General features: G+C 70.8%; 17 protein-coding genes. 16 read left to right on the top strand and 1 reads right to left on the bottom strand.

The genetic code is table 11. The features are described from left to right. Window positions 1-49: 49 nt before the first annotated feature. The 7 genes from ACFQW8_RS13995 to ACFQW8_RS14025 all read left to right on the top strand — a co-directional run bounded on the left by ACFQW8_RS13995 (window position 50) and on the right by ACFQW8_RS14025 (window position 7,142). A complete protein-coding gene (locus ACFQW8_RS13995; protein ID WP_380088282.1) occupies window positions 50-301 on the top strand; it encodes a hypothetical protein in 252 nt (83 codons plus the stop codon). Then, complete coding sequence (locus ACFQW8_RS14000; RefSeq protein ID WP_380088284.1) at window positions 301-2,262, top strand: M13 family metallopeptidase; 1,962 nt, start codon at window positions 301-303, stop codon at window positions 2,260-2,262. Before ACFQW8_RS13995 ends, ACFQW8_RS14000 begins: the two co-directional genes overlap by 1 nt. 56 nt (window positions 2,263-2,318) lie before the next feature. Further along, on the top strand, window positions 2,319-3,530 hold the full coding sequence (ftsY, locus tag ACFQW8_RS14005) for a signal recognition particle-docking protein FtsY (RefSeq protein ID WP_380088286.1): 1,212 nt from the start codon (window positions 2,319-2,321) through the stop codon (window positions 3,528-3,530). Beyond that, complete coding sequence (locus ACFQW8_RS14010; protein ID WP_380088288.1) at window positions 3,530-4,207, top strand: maleylpyruvate isomerase N-terminal domain-containing protein; 678 nt, start codon at window positions 3,530-3,532, stop codon at window positions 4,205-4,207. Before ftsY ends, ACFQW8_RS14010 begins: the two co-directional genes overlap by 1 nt. Window positions 4,208-4,324: 117 nt before the next feature. Further along, complete coding sequence (locus tag ACFQW8_RS14015; RefSeq protein ID WP_380088290.1) at window positions 4,325-4,801, top strand: hypothetical protein; 477 nt, start codon at window positions 4,325-4,327, stop codon at window positions 4,799-4,801. A 35-nt stretch (window positions 4,802-4,836) separates the two neighbouring features. Then, a complete protein-coding gene (locus ACFQW8_RS14020) occupies window positions 4,837-5,691 on the top strand; it encodes a hypothetical protein (RefSeq protein ID WP_380088292.1) in 855 nt (284 codons plus the stop codon). Then, the gene (locus ACFQW8_RS14025) at window positions 5,688-7,142 is read left to right on the top strand and encodes an MDR family MFS transporter (protein WP_380088294.1); all 1,455 of its coding nucleotides are present in this window, start codon (window positions 5,688-5,690) and stop codon (window positions 7,140-7,142) included. Before ACFQW8_RS14020 ends, ACFQW8_RS14025 begins: the two co-directional genes overlap by 4 nt. A 5-nt stretch (window positions 7,143-7,147) precedes the next feature. On the opposite strand, the gene ACFQW8_RS14030 is transcribed toward ACFQW8_RS14025, so the two are convergent. After that, window positions 7,148-7,540 (bottom strand): thiol-disulfide oxidoreductase DCC family protein, encoded by a 393-nt coding sequence (locus ACFQW8_RS14030; RefSeq protein WP_380088295.1) that lies wholly within the window; start codon window positions 7,538-7,540, stop codon window positions 7,148-7,150. 180 nt (window positions 7,541-7,720) lie between these two features. Between ACFQW8_RS14030 and ACFQW8_RS14035 the strand changes: the two genes are divergently transcribed. The 9 genes from ACFQW8_RS14035 (at window position 7,721) to ACFQW8_RS14075 (ending at window position 18,888) form a co-directional block, all read left to right on the top strand. Continuing rightward, window positions 7,721-9,157, top strand: coding sequence for an ammonium transporter (locus ACFQW8_RS14035; protein ID WP_380088297.1), 1,437 nt, complete (start codon window positions 7,721-7,723; stop codon window positions 9,155-9,157). Then, the gene (locus ACFQW8_RS14040; protein ID WP_380088298.1) at window positions 9,154-9,492 is read left to right on the top strand and encodes a P-II family nitrogen regulator; all 339 of its coding nucleotides are present in this window, start codon (window positions 9,154-9,156) and stop codon (window positions 9,490-9,492) included. Before ACFQW8_RS14035 ends, ACFQW8_RS14040 begins: the two co-directional genes overlap by 4 nt. 143 nt (window positions 9,493-9,635) lie before the next feature. Then, window positions 9,636-12,005: a [protein-PII] uridylyltransferase gene (locus tag ACFQW8_RS14045; protein WP_380088299.1), complete on the top strand. Its 2,370-nt coding sequence runs from the start codon at window positions 9,636-9,638 to the stop codon at window positions 12,003-12,005. Between the two features lie 43 nt (window positions 12,006-12,048). Then, the gene (ffh, locus tag ACFQW8_RS14050; RefSeq protein ID WP_380088301.1) at window positions 12,049-13,653 is read left to right on the top strand and encodes a signal recognition particle protein; all 1,605 of its coding nucleotides are present in this window, start codon (window positions 12,049-12,051) and stop codon (window positions 13,651-13,653) included. A 71-nt stretch (window positions 13,654-13,724) separates the two neighbouring features. After that, window positions 13,725-14,789, top strand: coding sequence for an NAD-dependent epimerase/dehydratase family protein (locus tag ACFQW8_RS14055; RefSeq protein WP_380088302.1), 1,065 nt, complete (start codon window positions 13,725-13,727; stop codon window positions 14,787-14,789). 70 nt (window positions 14,790-14,859) lie between these two features. Further along, entirely contained in the window at window positions 14,860-15,678 is an 819-nt protein-coding gene (locus ACFQW8_RS14060) for an alpha/beta fold hydrolase (RefSeq protein ID WP_380088303.1), read from the top strand. Between the two features lie 67 nt (window positions 15,679-15,745). Continuing rightward, window positions 15,746-16,594, top strand: coding sequence for a class I SAM-dependent methyltransferase (locus ACFQW8_RS14065; RefSeq protein WP_380088304.1), 849 nt, complete (start codon window positions 15,746-15,748; stop codon window positions 16,592-16,594). A 35-nt stretch (window positions 16,595-16,629) separates the two neighbouring features. Further along, a complete protein-coding gene (locus tag ACFQW8_RS14070) occupies window positions 16,630-17,718 on the top strand; it encodes an amidohydrolase family protein (protein ID WP_380088306.1) in 1,089 nt (362 codons plus the stop codon). A 132-nt stretch (window positions 17,719-17,850) separates the two neighbouring features. Beyond that, complete coding sequence (locus ACFQW8_RS14075) at window positions 17,851-18,888, top strand: sulfate ABC transporter substrate-binding protein (RefSeq protein WP_380088308.1); 1,038 nt, start codon at window positions 17,851-17,853, stop codon at window positions 18,886-18,888. Window position 18,889: the final 1 nt, after the last annotated feature.

Genomic DNA, 18,889 nt, shown 5'->3' on the forward strand with positions numbered 1-18,889 from the left:
CCCGGGGTGTCGTTTGCGGGTGGGCGCGCCCGTGAGAGACCCTAGGCACATGGTTGCGCTCATCATCGGCATGCTCATCTGCGTCGGACTCGCCCTGGCTGTCGTCGCGCTCGTCGCGGTGCCGGCGCGGCGCGATGGTCGGGACCTGCTCACCCCCAAGGGGGAGGAGGTCGTGAGCGCTCTCAAGGAGCGGCAGCAGTCGACCCGCCAGCGCCGCGAGCGTGGTGACCGGGACGAGAGCGACGTCGTGACCGAGACCGCCGCCGTGTCCGCGGCCCCGGCCGACCCTGCCCACTCCTGATGCGCTCCGGGATCGACCACACCGCCAGCGACCCCGACGTCCGTCCCCAGGACGACCTCTTCGGGCACGTCAACGGTGGCTGGGTGGCCCGCACCGAGATTCCGGCCGACCGCGGCCGCTACGGATCCTTCGACATGCTCCGCGAGAGCGCCGAGCAACAGGTTCGCGACATCATCACGGCAGTGGCGCAGGGCAACCCCGAGAGCGGCACCGTTGCCCGCAAGGTCGGTGACCTCTTCAGCTCCTTCATGGACGAGGCGCGCATCGAGGCGGTCGGTGTCGAGCCGTTCGCACCCTTCCTCGCCGCCATCGACGAGGCCGCGACCCCCAGCGACGTCATGTCGCTCCTGGGTCGCTTCCTGCGGTCGGGCGTTGACGGTCTCGTCCACCCCATCGTCAACACCGACGACCGCGACTCGACCCGTTACGTCGTCTACCTCGAGCAGGCCGGCATCGGCCTGCCCGACGAGGCCTACTACCGCGAGCCGCAGCACGAGGCGATCCGCGCGGCATACCCGCCTCACGTGGCACGGATGCTCACCCTTGCGGGGGTGTATGCCGGTGACGCGGCGGCCGCTGCCGCCGACCGTGTCATGGCGATCGAGACCCGTCTCGCGGCGTCCCACTGGGACACCGTCGCCAACCGTGACGCCGTCAAGACCTACACCCTCGTCGACCGGGCCGGGCTCGAGGAGCTCACGCCGGGCGTCGACTGGGAGCGCTACCTCGCCGGTGCCCAGGCGCCCGCGGGCGCGTTCGACCAGGTCATCGCCCGCCAGCCCGACCACCTCCGCGCGATGAGCGGGGCGTTGACCGAGGTCGAGCTCGCCGCCTGGCAGGACTGGCTCCGCTGGCGCGTCGTCCACGCCCTCGCGCCCTACCTCGGTGACGCGATCGTCGCCGAGAACTTCGACTTCTTCGGTCGCACCCTCTCCGGGGTCCCGGAGATCCGCGAGCGGTGGAAGCGCGGTGTGGGACTCGTCGAGGACGCCCTCGGTGAGGCCGTCGGCCAGCTCTACGTGGAGCAGCACTTCCCGCCCCGGGCCAAGGAGCGGATGGTCGAGCTGGTCGCCAACCTCGTCGAGGCCTTCCGGCGCAACTTCGACACCCTCGAGTGGATGGGCCCCGACACGCGCCGTGAGGCCCTGGCCAAGCTCGAGGCCTTCACGCCCAAGATCGGCTACCCCGAGCAGTGGCGTGACTACTCAGGGCTCGAGGTCGACGCCGCCGACCTCGTCGGCAACGTGGGCCGGGCCGCGGCCTTCGAGGTCGACCGCAACCTCGCCAAGCTCGGAGGGCCGGTGGACCGCGACGAGTGGTTCATGACGCCGCAGACGGTCAACGCCTACTACAACCCCGGCCTCAACGAGATCGTCTTCCCGGCCGCGATCCTGCAGCCACCGTTCTTCGACGTCGACGCCGAGGACGCGGTCAACTACGGCGGCATCGGTGCCGTCATCGGTCACGAGATCGGTCATGGTTTCGACGACCAGGGCTCGCAGTTCGACGGCGAGGGCAACCTGCGCAACTGGTGGACCGAGGCCGACCGCGAGAACTTCGACGGCCGCGCCCAGCGCCTCATCGCGCAGTTCAACGACCTGGAGTCGCGTGACGCCCCGGGCCACAAGGTCAACGGCGCCCTCACGGTCGGCGAGAACATCGGCGACCTCGGCGGGCTCACGATCGGGCACGCGGCATACCGGATCTCCACCGAGGGCTCCGACGCCCCGGTCATCGACGACCTCACCGGCGACCAGCGGTTCTTCGTCGGCTGGGCGCGCGTGTGGTGCGGCCTGGCGCGGGAGGCCGAGGCGGTTCGCCTGCTGGCGGTCGACCCGCACGCCCCGATGGACCTGCGCGCCAACGCCGTGCGCAACCTCTCGGAGTTCCACGAGGCGTTCGGTGTCGGCGAGGGCGATGCGATGTGGGTCCCCGAGCAGGACCGGGTCCGGATCTTCTGACAGTCGCGTCCGGATCGTCTGCAGGGCGGGTCCGCGAGTGATGCGAGGATGAGCGGGTGAGTGCCATCGACACCCTCTGGGAATTCCTTGCCATCGGCCTCGGCCTGCTCGTCGTCCTCGGCGGTCTCGCCGCCACCCTCCTTCGGGGGCGAGGTGGGGCGACCAAGGAGCTGCCCCCGGAGCGGACGCCTGACGCGCCCTCGACCCGCCCCGCTCCGGGCCGGGACTCCGGGGACGTCGACGACGACAGGGTCGGCGGATCCTCGGTCGACACGCTTCCGGCCGACGACACGGTGGTCGAGGAGACCCTCCCGCCCACGACCGTCCCGGAGGTCGAGCGGCCGGAGTCGCCGCGCACCCGTCTGCAGCGGCTGCGCGCCCGGCTCGCCCGCTCCAACACGGCTCTCGGCAAGGGGCTGCTGGCGCTGCTCTCCCGCGGTGACCTCGACGAGCAGGCGTGGGAGGACGTCGAGGACACGCTGCTGACGGCCGACCTCGGGGTCGAGGCCACGACCGAGCTCGTCGACGCGCTGCGCACGAGGGTCAGGGTCCACGGCGCCGCCGACGAGGCGACCGTGCGCGGCTGGCTGCGCGACGAGCTCGTCTCGCTCGTGGACCCGTCCATGGACCGGACACTGGCGTCCTCGCGCGTCGACGGCCGACCGGCCGTCGTCGTCGTCGTCGGGGTCAACGGCACCGGCAAGACCACGACCGTCGGCAAGCTCGCCCGGGTGCTCGTCGCCGAGGACAAGGACGTCGTCCTCGGTGCGGCCGACACGTTCCGCGCTGCCGCAGCCGACCAGCTCCAGACCTGGGGCGAGCGCGTGGGCGTGCCCACCATCCGCTCCGACCGGGACGGGGCCGACCCGGCCGCCGTGGCGTTCGACGCCGTGCGGGGCGCGGCCGAGCTCGAGGCCGACGTCGTCATCATCGACACCGCCGGCCGCCTCCACAACAAGGTGGGGCTCATGGACGAGCTCGGCAAGGTCAAGCGCGTCATCGAGAAGCAGAGCCCGATCGACGAGGTCCTGCTCGTCCTCGACGCGACGACCGGTCAGAACGGTCTGCGCCAGGCCGAGGTCTTCAGCGAGGTCGTCGGCATCACCGGCATCGTGCTCACCAAGCTCGACGGCACCGCCAAGGGCGGCATCGTCGTCGCGGTGCAGCGCAAGCTCGGTGTCCCGGTCAAGCTCATCGGCCTGGGGGAGGGTCCCGACGACCTCGCCCCGTTCGACCCCGAGGGCTTCGTCGACGCCATCCTCGACTGATGGGCAGCCCCGTCCGACTGGGGTCGGTGATGAGTCGCGACGACGCGGCCACGGCCTACCTCGCGTGCGCGTCGGTGTCGCTGGACCTCGCCTCGCGTGACGAGGTCGCTGCCGCCTGGACGCACGAGAGCTCTTGCGAGGGGATGACCGTGGGTGGCCTGGTCGACCACCTTCTCGCGCAGCTCCGCCACGTCGCCCAGGGCCTTCGGGTCCCCGCCGCGCCCGAGGCACCCGTCGTCGGACTCCTCGACCACTACTCGCAGGCGCCGTGGGTCGCCGCCTCGCGCGAGGGCGTGCTCGACCCGGACCAGAACGACACCAACAACAGCGCCGCAGAGGCGGGCTTCGACGCCGTGCTCGCCGCCGCACGTTCGGAGCGCGAGGCGCTGCCCGCACTGCTGGCCGCGCCACGCTCGCCCGACGTCATCCACATCCCGTGGCAGGGCTGGTCCCTCGCGACGCCCGACTTCCTCACGACCCGGATGATGGAGCTCGTCGTCCATGGTGACGACCTCGCAGCGAGCGTGGGCGTGGACACTCCGGAGCACGATCCCGCCGTCGTCGCCGCCGTGCTGGGGCTGCTCGCCGACGTCTCGCTCGCGCGGCACGGGCAGGTCGCGCTGGTGCGTGCACTGAGCCGCCCCCAGCGCTCGACCGGCGACGTGTCCGCCTTCTGAGCCGGTGTGTCCCTCCCGCCTGTCGCCCATGACGCGGATCCGGCGCCATGACGCGGAACGTTCCGCGCCACGGCGCCGGAACTGCGGGCGGGTGGGCGGACGGCATACCCTCTGCGCATGACTGCGGGGGAAGTGCGCCGAGACGTCGTCCGGCTCGGTGCCGCGGCACGTGCGTGGCGCGCCGGGCTGACCGTGGTGCTCGTCGCCCTGTTCTGCGCGGGTTCGCTGGTCGGCGACGACCACTGGTGGCCGTTCAGTCCGTGGCGGATGTTCTCGACGTCGCAGAAGGCCACGGGCTCCGTGTGGTCGACCGGCATCGAGGTACGCACGGCCGACAAGCCGACCGAGTGGGTCCCCGCGCCGCTGACCCCGTCGAACGTCGGCGTCAACCGCGCCGAGATCGAGGGCCGGCTGAGGCAGATCGAAGCCGACCCGGCACGGTTGGGGACCTTGGCCGAGAGCCACTCGCGGCTGCGACCGACGTCGGCGCCGTGGCTGGGGCTGCGCGTGGTGGCCCGCAAGATCATCGTCGTCGACCGCAGACCCACGGGTGAGGTCGAGACCGATGTCCTCGCCGAGTGGTCCGCGTCGTGAGGCGCCTTTCGGGATGGCTGTTCGCCCCTGAGCCCGTGGCTCGCGTGGCCGTCCTGCGGTGGCTCGTCTTCGCCTTCGTCATCGTCGACGTGCTCCTGCTGCACACGTCCGGCTGGTACCACGGCTTCGCCGACCCGGTCTGGTACGAGCCACTCGTCATGGGCGAGGTCCTCCACCTCCCGGCCGCTTCCGTGCTGCTGGTCGAGACGCTCAAGTGGGGATGCGTCATCGCTGCGCTGGCGGCCATGAGCGGTCGTGCCCCACGCCTGCTGGGCTGGACCGTCGCGGTGTGCTGGATCTGGTACCAGTACATCGCCTTCAGCTACGGCAAGGTCGACCACGACCGGGCGGACTTCGTCGTCGCCCTGGCCCTGCTGCCGACGGTCGGCATCGCACATCTCTCCGACCGGCGCCGCTCCGAGGCCGCCGGGTTCGCGCTGCGTGCCGTGCAGCTTGCCGCCATCGCCACCTACTTCCTCTCGGCCTGGGCCAAGCTCCGCTTCGGCGGTGTCGAGTGGGTCAACTCGGCCACCATGGTGCGCGCGGTCGTCCGCCGTGGCACTCCGTGGGCGGAGTGGCTCCTCGAGATCCCGTGGACCCTGCACTGGGCCCAGTGGGGGCTGATGGTCGCCGAGCTCACGGCGCCGGTGATCTTCCTGCTCTCCGAACGGTGGCGTCGGCGCGCCGTGGCCGCCTGGTTCGGCTTCCATGCCGTGACGTATGCCGCCATCACCATTGCGTTCTGGCCCCACCTCGTGATGATGCTCGCGTTCCTCCCGCTGGAGGAGTACGCCGACCGGTTGCGCGCCCGGTGGGCAGCGAGTCGGCCCGGCCGGTGGTGGTCGCAGCGGGGAACATCGCGCGGCCCACGTCGGTTGCCGGTCTCGTGAGCGCCCCCGAGATCACCCGCGCCAGTGTCGGTCTCCGCAGCGAGCGCGGACCACTTTTGCTGGCCGTCATGCTCAGCATCGGTCTCGTCGCGATCGACGCCACGATCCTGGCCACCGCCGTTCCGGCGGTGGTCGACGACCTCGGCGGGTTCACATCCTTCCCCTGGCTGTTCTCGATCTACCTGCTGGCCCAGGCGGTCTCCGTCCCGATCTACGGCAAGGTCGCCGACCTTTACGGGCGCAAGCCGGTCATGCTGCTCGGCATCGGGCTGTTCGTCCTGGGGTCGCTGCTGTGCGGCATCGCCTGGAGCATGCCGGCACTCATCGTCTTCCGCCTCATCCAGGGCCTGGGGGCCGGCGCCGTGCAGCCGATGGGGATGACGATCGTCGGTGACATCTACTCGTTGGCCGAGCGAGCCAAGGTGCAGGGCTACATCGCCGGTGTCTGGGCCACCGCCTCTGTCGTCGGGCCGACTCTGGGCGGCCTCTTCGCCGACTACCTCTCCTGGCGATGGATCTTCCTCGTCAACCTCCCGCTGGGTGTCGCGGCCGCGTGGGTCATGTGGCGCCGCTTCGACGAGGACGTCGAGCCTCGCAAGCACGCCGTCGACCTCGTCGGTGCGGTCCTGCTGGCTGCGGGTGGAGCCTTGCTGCTGATCGGCCTGCTCGAGGGAGGTGTGCGCTGGGAGTGGGGGTCGCCCGCGGGTCTCGGCATCCTGGGCGGCGCCGTGGCCCTGCTCGCAGCCTTCGTCGCGGTGGAGGCACGCGTGTCCGAGCCGGTGCTTCCGCTGTGGATCTTCCGCCGTCGTGTGCTGAACGCGGCGAACTCGGGCGCCTTCGTCGTCGGGGTGCTGATGCTGGGGCTGACGACGTACGTCCCCCTGTACGCGCAGGCCGTGCTCGGGCACGGAGCCCTCGTGGCCGGTCTGGCGTTGGCTGCCATGACGATCGGGTGGCCGATCGCCGCGGCGACGGGCGGCCGCTTCTACCTGAGGATCGGGTTCCGGCGGACGGTGCTGATGGGAGCGCTCTTCGTCATCGCCGGTGCGGCGCTGCTGCTGCTCGTGGACGCCGACAGCGCCTTGTGGCAGCTGGCCCTGCCGTGCTTCGTGATGGGCATCGGCTTCGGGTACGTCGCCAGCCCCGGCGTCATCGTGGCCCAGTCGAGCGTGGGCTGGGAGCACCGTGGGGTGGCCACGGGGACCAACATGTTCGCCCGGTCGATGGGCAGCGCCGTGGGCGTCGCCGTGTTCGGCGCGATCGTCAACAGTCGAGTGGCGGGCGGCGCACCGGTCGGCACCCAGCTCGATCTCGAGCAATTGTCGGCAGGCGTGCTGGCGCCGGCGGTCCACGCAGTCTTCGTGTGCTCCGCAGCGGTTGCCCTCGCGCTCGTGCTGTCAGGTCTGCTCATGCCGCGCCACGCGGGCCGCGACGCCCTCGAGGACTCCTGAGGCGCTCAGAGCGGGCGTTGGGCTGCCGGCAGGGAGCACGCCGGCGTCCCCCCGGGGAGCCGGTGCCGGTTGCGGGCCACCCAGCGATAGATCGCACCGGCGAGCGCGTTGACGCCGGGCACGAGGATGACCGCCCCGAGAGGCCTGAACGGCAGGCGGCCCGCGAGCAGCACGCGCGCCACCGCGTCCTGTGCCGAGCTGCGGCGACCCGTGGACGACACCCACTGCAGGGCTTCGTCGCACTCCTGTGGCGTGAGCCCCAGTGCGCCGAGGTCGGCGTCCTGGTAGGCGCTCACCGTGAAGTCGGTCGGTGCCCGCCGCACTCGGGTGGCCACGAACCGGGACAGCTTCGTGCACACGCCGCAGTCACCGTCATAGATGATCACCGAGTTCGCCATGACCCCAGTCTCGCACCAGGGCGCCGACTCAACGGACGGGAGCGCGGGTCCCACGCACTGGGTGGGACGGCATACCCGTGTCGTCGTGAAACACACTTCTTACGCACGTCGGGAACGCGCAACACGGCCGTAACACAAGGCGGCAGGAGGGGAAACGGGGCGATCCCAGACTCGTCTCCCATGAGCCCAACTCTCCTCCCTCTCGCGGCCGAGCCCGCGATCGACGCATCGGCGACGGCCTTCGTCCTCATCTGCTCCTCCCTGGTGCTGCTGATGACCCCGGGCCTGGCCCTCTTCTACGGCGGCATGACGCGCGCCAAGTCCGTCCTCAACATGATGATGATGTCGTTCGGCGCCATGGGCGTCGTCGGCGTCATCTACGTGCTGTGGGGCTACTCGATGTCCTTCGGTGGCAGCAACATCGGCGGGATCATCGGCAACCCCTTCGAGAACTTCGGCCTCCGAGGAGTCGTCGGCGACGCCACCGGTGCCACGCTCGACGCTGACGGCACGGCGATCATCGACGTCTTCGGTGCCGACGTGTGGATCCCTGAGGTCCTCTTCGTCGGGTTCCAGCTCACCTTCGCGATCATCACGGTCGCGCTCATCAGCGGCGCCATCGCCGACCGCGCGAAGTTCTCGACCTGGCTGCTCTTCACCGGCCTGTGGGTCACGCTGGCCTACTTCCCGATCGCCCACATGGTGTGGGGCGGCGGCCTGCTCAGCGGCTCCGAGGACGGCATCGCGGCCATGATGTTCGGTGCGGCCGACGGCGCGGCCAACGTGCTGCCCATCGACTTCGCCGGTGGCACGGTCGTCCACATCAACGCAGGTGTCGCCGGTCTCGTGCTCGCCCTCATCGTCGGCAAGCGCCTCGGCTTCGGCAAGAGCGCGATGCGGCCCCACAACGTGCCGCTCGTCATGCTCGGCGCGGGCCTGCTGTGGTTCGGCTGGTTCGGCTTCAACGCCGGCTCCGAGCTCGCCGCCGACGGCCTCTCCAGCCTCGTCTGGGTCAACACCACGGTGGCGACCTGCGCGGCGATCCTCGGCTGGCTCGTCGTCGAGAAGGTCCGTGACGGTCACGCGACCTCGGTCGGTGCGGCCTCCGGCGTCGTGGCCGGTCTCGTCGCGATCACACCGGCCTGTGGCGCGCTGTCGCCCGTCGGCTCGATCATCCTGGGAGCCTTCGCCGGTGTCTTCGCGGCCCTCGCCGTCGGCCTGAAGTTCCGCTTCGGCTACGACGACTCGCTCGACGTCGTCGGCGTGCACCTCGTCGCCGGCCTCTGGGGCACCGTCGGTGCCGGCCTGCTCGCGACCGAGGGTGGCCTCTTCTACGGTGACGGAGCACGACAGCTCGTCGTGCAGGTGGTCATCGCCCTCGCCACCGTCATCATCTCCGGGATCGTCACGACCCTCATCGGCCTGTCGCTCAAGGCCACCATCGGCTGGCGCGTCTCCGACGACGACGAGGTGGCCGGCATCGACCAGGCCGAGCACGCCGAGTCCGGCTACGACCTCGTGTCCCGTGGTGGACGCCTGGGCACGAGCTCGACCCCAGCGCTCTCACACGATGCCCGTCACCACGACGAGCTCACCTCCGAAGGAGTCAAGGCATGAAGCTCATCACCGCCATCATCAAGCCCCACCAGCTCGACGCGGTGAAGGAGGCGCTCGAGGCCTACGGCATCTCGGGCATGACGGTCAGCGAGGCCTCCGGCTACGGCCGGCAGCGGGGTCACAGCGAGGTCTACCGCGGCGCCGAGTACAACGTCGACTTCGTGCCCAAGATCCGTCTCGAGGTCCTCGTGGACGACATGGACGCGGTCAGCGTCGCGGACGTCATCCTCAAGTCTGCTCAGACCGGTCGGATCGGCGACGGGAAGATCTGGACGCAGACGGTCGAGGACGTCATCCGCGTCCGCACGGGTGAACGCGGCACCGAAGCCATCTGAGACTGCACACCGCTGCTGTCACCGCTGCCTTCCGCGGCACCTACTGCACCGTGGGTGGGGAGATCACCCCACTCACGGTGCAGTAGGCGCGGGGAGAGAGTGGGCAGCACATCGACGAACCGAAGATCCAGGGGAGTGATCGCATGACCGACGTCGTCGACGTGGCGGCCCGCAGGCTCGACCTCGCGGGCACGCGGGCCTTCGAGACGGCCGGCTCGGGGGTGGAGCGCCGGCTCCGGCTCGCGGACTTCAACCGTGAGTGGCTGGACGGCCTCTGGCGCGAGGCGACGAAGGGACAGCGGGTCGAGGGTGTCGCCCTGGCAGCGGTGGGCAGCGTGGGCCGCGGGGATGCCGGACCGCTGTCGGACTACGACCTCGTGCTCCTGCACTACGGCCGGACGCTCTCCGCGGACGAGATCACCCGCCTCGCAGACCGCATCTGGTACCCGATCTGGGACGCGGGGGTGCGCCTCGACCACAGCGTCCGCACCGTGAACCAGTGCCGCAGCGTCGCGGCCGACGACCTCACGGCTGCGGTGGGTCTGCTCGACATCTCGGCGGTCGCGGGGGACGCCGAGGTGGTGGCAGCGGCCCGCGCCACGGTGAGCCACGACTGGCGGGCCAACGCGCGCAAGCGGCTCCCTCAGCTCACCGAGGCCATGACCGTGCGCCACCACCGGCACGGTGACCTCGCACAGTCCATCGAGCCGGACCTCAAGGAGGCCCACGGCGGCCTGCGGGACATGACCGTGCTGGCCGCTCTCGCCGAGGCCTGGCTCGCCGACCGTCCGCGAGGCGAGGTGGACGCGGCATACCGGCTCCTGCTCGACGTGCGCGACGGTGTGCACGTCGTCACCGGGCGGGGTCGCGACCGCCTCGGTCGTGAGGACCACGATGCCGTCGCCGCGCTCCTCGGCTACGACGACCCCGACGACCTGCTCGCCGACGTGTCCGACGCGGGCCGGGCCATCGCCTACGCGCTCGACGGCACCGTGCGGCGGGCGAGCCAGTCGCAGCGCGCCCGCGTCCTGCGGGTCGGCCCGCGCCGTCCGCAGATGACCCCCCTGGGCTACGGACTCTTCGAGAGTGACGGTGAGGTCGTCCTCGGGTCGGGCCGGCTCCTCGACAGCGACCCCCACCTGCCCCTGCGGGCTGCGGTGGTGGCGGCCCGGGCCAACCTGCCGATCGCGCCGACCACCCTCGAGAACCTGGCGACGAAGTGCGCCGACCTGCCGACACCGTGGCCCCCGCTGGCGCGTGGGCTGTTCAGCGACCTGCTCGCCGCCGGGCCGGGACTCGTCACCGTGTGGGAGGGCCTGGACCAGCAGGGCATCATCGAGCGCTGGCTGCCCGAGTGGGCGTCGGTCCGATCACGCCCCCAGCGCAACGCCGTCCACCGGCACACGGTGGACCGGCACCTCATCGAGACGGTCGTCCACGCCACCGGCCTGCTACGAGGCGTCGGGCGCGCCGACCTGCTCCTCCTCGCGGCGCTCCTGCACGACATCGGCAAGATCCCCGGCGCTCGCGACCACTCGGCCACGGGAGCGCCCATCGCCGCGACGGTGATGCGGCGCCTGGGCCACTCCGAGGACGACGTCGCGGTGGTCTCCTCGCTCGTGCGCGAGCACCTCACCCTCATCGAGCTGGCGACCCGCCGGGACCATGCCGACCCGAGGACCATCGACGCCGCCATGGCGGCGATCGACGACGACCGTGACCGGTTCGAGCTCCTCCTGGCGCTGACCGAGGCCGACGCCGTGGCTGCCGGGCCCAAGGCCTGGACCGACTGGCGGGCCGCGCTGCTCGGACAGTTCTCCACGGCCGTGCGGGCCCGGCTGAGCCCTCCGGCTCCTTCAGCCGGAGAGGTCCCGCCCTCGCTCGTGCCCGACGACCTCGTCGTCACCCTCGCCGGCGGGGAGCCCCACGTCGAGGTCGTGCCCAACGGCGGGTCCTACCGGATCGACATCGCCGACCGCGACCGGCTCGGGCTCTTCGCCGACACGGCGGGCCTGCTCGCCGCCGAGGGGCTCGTGGTCCGGACAGCCGTCCTGCGGACCGTCGACGGAGTGGCCGTCAACGAGTGGCACGTCGAGAGCCCGAGCGACGCCGAGCCCGAGCAGGAGAGACTCGTGCGCGGGCTGATGCGCCTCGCCACCGGAGACCGCGGACCGCTGAGCCTGCTCGACCGACGCCGGCAGTTCGCGGCCCGACCCAGCGGGAGCTCGACCATCGGGACCCCGGGGCAGCCGCGGGCCCTCGTCGTGCCCGGCGCCAGCACCGAGGCGACCGTCATCGAGGTGCGCGCCCACGACCGGCCCGGGCTGCTCCACGAGCTGGGCATGACCTTCGCCAAGGCCGGGGTGTCCGTCCGGTCGGCACACATCGCGACGTATGCCGGCCAGACCCTGGACACGTTCTATGTCTCCGACTTCTCGGGGCGCCCACTCGACCCGGGCAAGGTGGCCCAGGTGGTCGCGGCCGTCATCGACACCTGCGACGGCAGCGACTGACGACGACGTCAGGGCTGGTCGTGACTCCGGTTAACCTTGTGCGGTGTTCACGAGCCTCTCCGACCGCCTGACAGCGACCTTCAAGAATCTCCGCACCAAGGGGCGCCTGTCCGAGTCCGACGTCAACAAGACCGTCCGCGACATCCGGATGGCGCTGCTCGATGCCGACGTGGCCCTGCCCGTCGTCAAGGAGTTCACGTCGGCCGTCCGTGAGCGGGCGCTCGGTGCCGAGGTCTCCGGTGCGCTCAACCCGGCGCAGCAGATCGTCAAGATCGTCAACGAGGAGCTCGTCGAGATCCTCGGTGGGCAGACCCGCACGATCCGCTTCGCCAAGACCGGCCCGACCGTCATCATGCTCGCGGGCCTGCAGGGCGCCGGCAAGACCACGCTCGCCGGCAAGCTCGCCCGCTGGCTCAAGGACCAGGGTCACACCCCGGTCCTCGTCGCTGCCGACCTCCAGCGACCCAACGCCGTGACCCAGCTCCAGGTGGTCGGTGAGCGCGCCGGTGTCCCGGTCTTCGCTCCCGAGCAGGGCAACGTCGGCGGCCACGACGCCGTCGGCGGCACGGGCGAGGGCACCCGCAGCTTCGGTGACCCGGTCACGGTGTCTCGCGACGGCATACGCGAAGCAGTCAACAAGCACCACGACGTCGTCATCGTCGACACCGCCGGACGCCTCGCGGTCGACGCCGACCTCATGAGGCAGGCCGGCGACATCCGGGCCGCGATCAACCCGCATGAGGTCCTCTTCGTCATCGACGCGATGATCGGTCAGGCGGCCGTCGAGACCGCCGAGGCCTTCCTCGAGGGTGTCGACTTCACCGGTGTCGTCCTGTCCAAGCTCGACGGTGACGCCCGCGGTGGTGCGGCGCTGTCCGTCGCCAAGGTCACCGGTCGGCCGATCATGTTTGCCTCGACCGGTGAGCAGGTCAAGGACTTCGAGGTCTTCCACCCCGACCGCATGGCCTCGCGCATCCTCGACATGGGTGACGTGCTCACCCTCATCGAGCAGGCCGAGAAGGCGTTCGACCGGGGTCAGGCCGCCGAGATGGAGCGCAAGTTCCTCGCGGCCGAGGACTTCACCTTCGACGACTTCCTCCAGCAGATGTCGGCGATCAAGAAGATGGGCTCGCTCAAGTCGATGCTCAAGATGATGCCTGGCATGGGGCAGATGTCGGCCCAGCTCGACAACCTCGACGAGCGCGAGTTCGACCGCGTCGAGGCGATGGTCCGCTCGATGACGCCGTTCGAGCGCAACCACCCCAAGCAGATCAACGGCTCGCGCCGCGCCCGCATCGCCGGAGGTTCGGGTGTCACCGTCTCCGAGGTCAACCAGCTGCTCGAGCGCTTCGGTGAGGCGCAGAAGATGATGAAGCAGCTCGCCCGGGGCGGCGGCATCCCGGGCATGCCGGGCATGGGTGGCGGCGGCGGCAAGAAGGCCAGGCAGCAGCAGCAACAGATCCGTGGCAAGAAGTCCAAGTCCGGCAACCCCGCCAAGCGGGCCGCCGACGCGCAGGCCGACGCGCAGCGCGCTGCGGCCAGGCCGGCCGGCGGTGCGTTCGGCGGTGGTGCTGGCGTCGGTGTCGACCCCGCCGACCTCGACCCGTCGCAGCTGCCCAAGGGCTTCGAGAAGTTCCTGGGCAAGTGACTCGCGGGCCTGCGCGCGCCCTGCCACCGGTCCCCGGTTTTGTCATCAGGTGTGGCGGGTAGGGAGCCCCCATGCGAGTCGTCGTCACCGGTGCCACCGGCAACATCGGCACAGCCCTGCTGCGTCGGCTGTTGCCGGCCGGCCACGAGGTCGTCGGTGTCGTGCGACGCCAGCCGGACGACACCGCTCCCTACGACGGAGCCAGCTGGGTCACCACCGACCTGTCCACCGACAGCTGCCTCGATCCTCTGCGGGCGGCGTTCTCGGACGCCGACGCAGTCGTCCACCTGGCCTGGGGGTTCCAGCCGTCCCATGACCTGGACTACCTCGAGGAGCTGGGCGTCGGGGGCACCCGCCGGGTGCTCGCCGCCCTGGCATCCGGCGGTCCCACGCACCTGGTGCACATGTCCTCGGTGGGCGCGTACTCGCCCAAGCGGGACGACGAGCCCGTCGACGAGACGTGGCCCACGGGTGGCGTGCCCACCTCGCCCTACAGCCAGCACAAGGCGACGGCAGAGCGGCTGCTCGATGCCCACGAGGACGCACACGAGGGAATCACCGTCACCCGCATGCGCCCGGGCATCGTCGGTCAGGCCGCAGCGGCCAGTGCGCTGCTGAGGTACGGGCTGCCGGCCATCGTGCCGGCGCGCGCCGTCGGCCTCCTGCCCGTCCTGCCGCTCGACCGGCGGTTGAAGGTCCCCATGGTCCACGCGGACGACGTGGCCGACGCGATCGCGCGGGCCCTGGAGGGGCGGGCACCTGGTGCGTTCAACCTGGCACCCGATGCGCCCATCACCACTGCCGACATCGCATCGGCCCTTGGCGCGCGCCCGGTCCACGTGCCCTCGCACGTCGTCCGGGCCATGGCCTCGGCCGCCTGGCACGCCCGGCTCCAGCCGGTCGACCCGGGCTGGGTCGACCTGGGCTTCAGTGTGCCGTTGCTCGACTCCTCACGGGCGAGGATCGAGCTGGGCTGGACACCGCAGAAGGACGCGGTGACGGTTCTCCGGGAGACCATCGACGCGATGCGTCGACCGATGGCCGGCAGCTCCGACGTCCTTCGGCCTCGGTCGGTGTCCGACGGGCTCCGACGCCTCCTTGAGAGCGGGCCGGTCACTCGCCGACGTCGGCCGTGACGCCTCGGGGCCCTGGTGCCGCGTTCCGTACAGTGCTTCCCATGGGTGGACTCGAGAAGCTCCTGGGCACGTGAGCGCTGCAGGGCCGCTGCACACGCTGTCGGTCGGCACCGCGGGACCGCGCGTCGCCTTCCTGCACGGGCTCTTCGGCCAGGGCCGCAACTGGTCGACCATCGCCAAGGCCCTTGCCGGTCCCGATGGCGAGCTGGCGCGGTGCACGTTGGTCGACCTTCCCGACCACGGTCGCAGCCCGTGGTCGCCCGAGTTCTCCTACGAGGGTTATGCCGTGTCCGTCGCCGACACGTTGCGCACCATCGACCCCGGGCCGTGGATCGTCGTCGGCCACTCGCTCGGCGGCAAGACCGCGATGGTGCTGGCCCTGACCGAGCCGACGCTGCTGTCACGGCTCGTCGTCGTCGACATCGCGCCCAAGGGCTACGGCGACCTGGAGCGCTTCGCCGGCTACATCGCCGAGATGCGTGCGTTGCCGTTGTCGGAGCTGGACGGCCGGGCCGATGCCGAGGCGCGGTTCGCCGAGCCTGACCCAGGGATCAAGGCGTTCCTCCTCCAGAACCTGCGCCGGGAGGGCGCGGCGTGGCGGTGGCAGGCCAACGTCGAGCTGTTCGCGGCCGACGCCGCCAGGGGGAGTGGCTCGGTCATCGCCGACTGGCCCTTCACCGCCGGCGAGGTGGAGCCGTATGCCGGGCCGGTCCTGTGGATCGCGGGTTCGGGGTCGAGCTACATCACGGCCGAGGACGGTGAGCCGATGCGAGCCTTCTTCCCGAAGGTGCGGCAGCTGACCGTCAAGGGTGCCTCGCACTGGGTGCACACCGACGCACCCGGGATTGTCATCGAGGCACTGCGCCGGGTCGTCGCCGCCTCCGCCTGATCCCTCCCGTGCGTCGACCTTTCTCGAACCGGCCTCGTTCGTGCCGGGGTGGGCGGACACTGGCGAGATGACGGAGACCGATCCGCGGTCAGGGCCAGGAGTGGGGGCACTGTTCGACGCGGTCGCCGACGACTACGACCAGAGCGGTGTGGACTTCTTCGCACCCATCGCGCAGGGACTCGTCGACGAGCTCGCTCCTGCTTCCGGGGAGCGCGCGGTCGACCTCGGGTGCGGTCGCGGAGCAGCGACGATCCTGCTCGCGCGGAGCGTGGGGGAGACCGGATCCGCCGTGGGTCTGGACCTCAGCGAGGGCATGCTCGCCCACGCCCGGGCGGCGATCGACTCGGAGGGTCTCGTCGTCGACCTGCGAGTGGGGGACGCCTCCGAGCCCGCGCTTCCTGAGGGTGAGTTCGACGTGGTGGCCTCCTCACTCGTCCTGTTCTTCCTGCCGAATCCCGGTGCGGCGCTGGCGCGCTGGGTGCAGCTGCTCGCTCCGGGTGGCCGGATCGGCCTGGCGACCTTTGGCCAGCAAGACCCCGTGTGGACCTCCGTGGACCGAGAGTTCGGCCCGTGGCTCCCGCCCGCGATGCGCGACCCCCGGGTCATGGGGCCACAGAGCCCGTTCGGCTCGGACGAGGGGATGGAGCAGCTGCTCGAGGATGCCGGCGCGGCCGAGGTGGAGACGACCACGCTCCGGCTTCCGGTGCGGTTCGGCACCCTCGATCGGTGGGAGGCCTTCTCTCGAGGCACTGGTCAGCGGGCCATGTGGGCGAGCGTCCCTGCCGACGAGATCGCCGGCGTGCGGGAGCGCGCCGCGACCCACTTCGAGGGTGCTCGCACGGCGGACGGCGACGTCGAGGTCTGGCAGGACATCCGCTACACCCTGGGGCGCGCTCCGGGACCTGACGCCGCCTGAGCCCACCCGGCACGTGAGCCTCTAGGGTCGGAGCCATGACGGCACCGGTGCTGCACCTGTTGGGTGAGGTCCTCGTGGGACCCGATGAGGTCCTCCCCGAGGCGTGGGTCGTCGGAGGTCGCCTCACCTTCGAACGCCCGACGGGGGCGGGCCACGACGTCGAGACACTGCGTGGCTGGTTCCTCCCGGGCATGGTCGACGCGCACTGCCACGTCGGCCTCGACCGGCACGGAGCCGTGGACGACACGACGTCCGAACAGCAGGCGATCGCCGATCGCGAGAACGGCACCCTGCTCATCCGTGACGCCGGGTCACCCGCCGACACGCGCTGGATCGACGAGCGCGACGACCTGCCCAAGATCATCCGCGCCGGCCGTCACATCGCCCGCCCCAAGCGCTACATCCGCAACTACGCGCACGAGGTCGAGCCCGAGCAGCTCGTCGAGCGCGTGCGCATCGAGGCCCGCGCTGGCGACGGGTGGGTCAAGCTCGTCGGTGACTGGATCGACCGTGACACCGGGGATCTCGGACCGTGCTGGCCGCGTGAGGTGCTCATCGAGGCCGTCGCCGCTGCCCACGAGGAGGGCGCCCGCACGACCGCACACTGCTTCGGCCCGGACTCGCTGCGTGACTTCGCCGCTGCGGGCACCGACTGCATCGAGCACGCCACCGGTCTCGAGGCCGACACCATCGACTCCTTTGCGGCAGAGGGCATCGCGATCGTCCCGACCCTCGTCAACATCGCGACCTTCCCCGAGATCGCGGAGCCGGCACGCGAGAAGTTCCCCGACTACCACCGGCGCATGCTCGACCTGCACGCACGACGTCACGAGACGTTCGGCGCGGCGCGAGAGGCCGGCATACCCATCTATCTCGGGACCGACGCGGGAGGTTCCATCGCGCACGGACTCGCCGCGCTGGAGGTCATCGAGCTCTCGCGCATCGGCTTCAGCAACGTGGAGGTGCTCGGTGCCGCCACGTGGGGTGCGCGCAAGTGGCTCGGCCGGCCCGGCCTCGAGGAGGGTGCCGACGCCGACCTCCTGGTCCTCGACCGTGACCCGAGGAAGGATCTGACGGTGCTGGGGAAGCCGACGGCGGTCGTCCTGCGCGGCGTGACGTACTGACGGCATCCACCATTCGAGACATAATCTGACGTTATTTGACGGATAACGCTGGACTATCGAAACTCCTAGGTGTCCGGTAGGAATTGCGGCCACTCTGGGTCGCTCTGCCGGACCCCGATCGAAGGAGTCCCCATGAGTCGTCATCCCCGCCTCGCCCTGGCCGCCGCCGCGACCGTCGGTGCGCTGGTGATGTCGGCCTGTGCTGGGGGAGGCGCGAGCGACACAGCCGGCGCCCAGGCCGAGGGCGCGGCACCGGCCTCGACGAGCACCCTCAACCTCTTTGCCTACGCGGTGCCGAAGGTCGGGTTCGACAAGGTCATCCCGGCGTTCAACGCCACTGACGACGGAAGGGGCGTGACGTTCCAGCAGTCCTATGGCGCGTCCGGTGACCAGTCGCGCAAGGTCGCAGCCGGAGCCCAGGCCGACTTCGTCAACTTCTCGGTCGAGCCGGACATCACCCGCCTCGTCGATGCCGGCCTCGTCGCCCCCGACTGGAACGCGGGCGAGCACAAGGGCATCCCCTTCGGCTCCGTCGTGACGATCGTGACCCGCAAGGGCAACCCCAAGGCCATCAAGGACTGGGACGACCTGCTCAAGCCGGACGTCGAGGTGGTCACTCCCAACCCGTTCAGCTCCGGGTCGGCGAAGTGGAACCTCCTTGCGCCGTATGCCGCCAAGAGCGAAGGCGGCACGAACGCCGCCGCCGGCCTGGCCTACATCGAGAAGCTCGTGACCGGGCACGTCAAGGTCCAGCCGAAGTCCGGCCGCGAGGCCACCGAGACCTTCCTGCAGGGGACCGGGGACGTGCTGCTCAGCTATGAGAACGAGGCCCTCTTCGCCGAGCGCAAGGGCGACCCGGTCGAGCACGTCACGCCGCCGACGACGTTCAAGATCGAGAACCCGGTCGCGGTTCTCACCAAGGGCAAGAACGTGGAGAAGGCGACGAAGTTCCGGGACTACCTCTTCACCCCGCAGGCACAGACGCTCTGGGCGGAGGCTGGTTTCCGACCCGTCGACGCGACGGTGGCAGCGGAGTTCGCCAAGGACTTCCCGGAGCCGACCAAGCTCTGGACGATCGACGACCTCGGCGGCTGGAAGACCGTGGACGGCACGCTCTTCAAGAAGGAGACCGGCTCCATCGCCGTCATCTACGACAAGGCGACGTCCTGAC

The organism is Knoellia altitudinis (assembly GCF_042666355.1).
GTDB lineage: Bacteria > Actinomycetota > Actinomycetes > Actinomycetales > Dermatophilaceae > Knoellia > Knoellia altitudinis.

Bases quoted from the DNA above. Each gene is read 5' to 3' on its own strand.
- ACFQW8_RS13995 (WP_380088282.1), top strand. From the start codon at position 50: ATGGTTGCGCTCATCATCGGCATGCTCATCTGCGTCGGACTCGCCCTG.
- ACFQW8_RS14000 (WP_380088284.1), top strand. From the start codon at position 301: ATGCGCTCCGGGATCGACCACACCGCCAGCGACCCCGACGTCCGTCCC.
- ACFQW8_RS14010 (WP_380088288.1), top strand. From the start codon at position 3,530: ATGGGCAGCCCCGTCCGACTGGGGTCGGTGATGAGTCGCGACGACGCG.
- ACFQW8_RS14015 (WP_380088290.1), top strand. From the start codon at position 4,325: ATGACTGCGGGGGAAGTGCGCCGAGACGTCGTCCGGCTCGGTGCCGCG.
- ACFQW8_RS14030 (WP_380088295.1), bottom strand. From the start codon at position 7,540: ATGGCGAACTCGGTGATCATCTATGACGGTGACTGCGGCGTGTGCACG.
- ACFQW8_RS14035 (WP_380088297.1), top strand. From the start codon at position 7,721: ATGAGCCCAACTCTCCTCCCTCTCGCGGCCGAGCCCGCGATCGACGCA.
- ACFQW8_RS14040 (WP_380088298.1), top strand. From the start codon at position 9,154: ATGAAGCTCATCACCGCCATCATCAAGCCCCACCAGCTCGACGCGGTG.
- ACFQW8_RS14045 (WP_380088299.1), top strand. From the start codon at position 9,636: ATGACCGACGTCGTCGACGTGGCGGCCCGCAGGCTCGACCTCGCGGGC.
- ACFQW8_RS14055 (WP_380088302.1), top strand. From the start codon at position 13,725: ATGCGAGTCGTCGTCACCGGTGCCACCGGCAACATCGGCACAGCCCTG.
- ACFQW8_RS14065 (WP_380088304.1), top strand. From the start codon at position 15,746: ATGACGGAGACCGATCCGCGGTCAGGGCCAGGAGTGGGGGCACTGTTC.
- ACFQW8_RS14070 (WP_380088306.1), top strand. From the start codon at position 16,630: ATGACGGCACCGGTGCTGCACCTGTTGGGTGAGGTCCTCGTGGGACCC.
- ACFQW8_RS14075 (WP_380088308.1), top strand. From the start codon at position 17,851: ATGAGTCGTCATCCCCGCCTCGCCCTGGCCGCCGCCGCGACCGTCGGT.